This window comes from Aeromonas sp. R3-1 (assembly GCF_040908345.1).
Taxonomy (GTDB): domain Bacteria; phylum Pseudomonadota; class Gammaproteobacteria; order Enterobacterales; family Aeromonadaceae; genus Aeromonas; species Aeromonas veronii.
This window is the reverse complement of record NZ_JBFODN010000058.1, coordinates 1-1,837: the sequence shown is the minus strand read 5'-3', so window position 1 is coordinate 1,837 and position 1,837 is coordinate 1. Positions and strand designations below refer to the sequence as shown.

At 60.9% G+C, this 1,837-nt stretch carries 2 protein-coding genes and 1 pseudogene; all 3 read left to right on the top strand.

Annotation, left to right across the window (positions count from 1 at the left end; all coding sequences use genetic code 11):
• Nucleotides 1-250, top strand: a 250-nt coding sequence (locus AB5Y85_RS03290) for an acylphosphatase (RefSeq protein WP_368221199.1), incomplete at its 5' end; no start/stop codon positions are given.
• Nucleotides 251-265: 15 nt separating this feature from the next.
• Complete coding sequence (locus AB5Y85_RS03285) at nt 266-1,138, top strand: CHAD domain-containing protein (protein WP_257687517.1); 873 nt, start codon at nt 266-268, stop codon at nt 1,136-1,138.
• 179 nt (nt 1,139-1,317) lie between these two features.
• Nucleotides 1,318-1,837 (top strand): annotated as a pseudogene (locus tag AB5Y85_RS03280) (transposase domain-containing protein); the annotation flags it as partial.

The window sequence follows — 1,837 nt, the reverse complement described above, 5'->3', positions numbered from 1 at the left end:
TCGGGTGTGGGGGCAGGTGCAGGGGGTGGGATTTCGCTATTTCACCCGTGAGCGGGCGCTGCAACTGGGTTTGCGGGGCCATGCCTACAACCTGGAGGATGGCTCGGTGGAGATCCTCATCAGCGGCCCCGCGCAGGGGGTGCAGATGATGCTGGGTTGGCTGGAGCATGGCCCGCGCACCGCCAGAGTGACCCGGATGGAGTATGAAGAGGCGCTGCCGCCCACCGGTCAGGGCTTTCACACCAACTGAAAGGGCGGAGATGAGATGGACGCTGACAAGGAAGGTCTGTTGCTGACTCAGGCAACAAGCTGGGTCGCCCGTTATCAGGAGGCGGCGCGGGCGGTGCGTGAAGAGGCCAGCGAACCGGCCGTGCATGGCTATCGTATCGCGGCGCGTCGCTTGCTGGCACTGCTCGCCCTGTGGCGACCACTCACCTATCATCCCGAGCTGGAGCGGCGTCTGCTGCGCTCGGTCGGGCGGCTTTCGGCGCTGCGGGATGCTCAGGTTTACGCCGAGCGTTTTGGCAAGCCACCTGCCAGCACGGGCAATACTCACAAATCTGCCTGTCGCGTACCCCTGTTGTCACGGCGACTGGCCCGCTGGCTCGCGGCGGTGGTGCAGGTGCAGGAGCAGGATGCGTGGGCATTGGCGTTCCTCTATCAGCAGCATCTGGCCCTGCGCCTTGATGAGGCGCAGAGCGCTCTTGATGAACCTATTCCCTGCGTTGGGAAATCTGCCAGCTCCCGTCAGCAACAGTTGCGCCGCTGGCATCGGTTGCGCCTCGAGATCAAGCAGGCCCGTTATGGCGTGGAATTGTTGCTGGATCTGGGGAGTGGAGATCCCGGCTGGTTGAGCGCCCTGACTCACTGGCAGGAGCGACTCGGCCAGTTGCAGGATTGGCGACAATGGCGGCGGAGGTTGCGAGCAGAGCAGGGGAACACCCAGAAGCAGACGAAACTGCGGCAGCAGTTGAAGGGGAAGATCACCACCCGTTTGCGTCAACTGGACTGCCAGCAGGCGGAGCTGGTGGCGCTCAAACTGGCGATGCAGGCAGGCCACAACATGAATGACATGCCAAGTCGGCTGGTCAGGTATTCAGAACAAAATGTATCGCCCGCGAATCCCTGTTGTGGATAGCCCCGAGACCGCAATCTGCGAAAGTCATCCGCGACCAGCATCTACAAAAACTATCCAGGTCAAACAGGTGAGACAAAAAAGAGAGGCCGTTTGGCCTAATGCCGATCAGTTAAGGATCCATTGACCGATCCTTCTGATGTGTGAAAATCTGAAACCTGTTGATTGGTTTCGGATTTTTTATGCGCATCGCTCAAGCTCTCGACTTCTTACACGCCAGCAAGGCCGCTCAGTTTGAGTCACTCTCCGACCTCATTCCCAACGAGCTCATCACCACTCTGCTCGGCGAAGAGGGCGTTGCTACCCTGCGCCGTCGCCGTATGCCCATGGAGCGTCTGGTCTGGGCCATCATCGGCATGGCTATCTTCCGCCACGTCCCCATGACCCAGCTGGTCAATCAGCTCGATATCCTGTTGCCCGGCGACCGCCCCTTCGTTGCCCCCAGCGCCTTCCTGCAAGCTCGCCAAAAATTAGGGGACAAGAGCATCGAACGGCTGTTTCACGAGATCGCCTCTCTCTGGCACCAGCAGGCCAATCATCCCGGTTGGGCCGGGCTGCAACTGCTCGCCGGATGTGGCGCACACCCGATACCCCGGACAATGCCGCCGCCTTTGCCAAACCTGGCACCCGGCATGGCGAGACGGCCTATCCGCAGGTGCGCATGCTCTGTCAGATGGAGCTGACCAGCCACCTGCTTGTTCA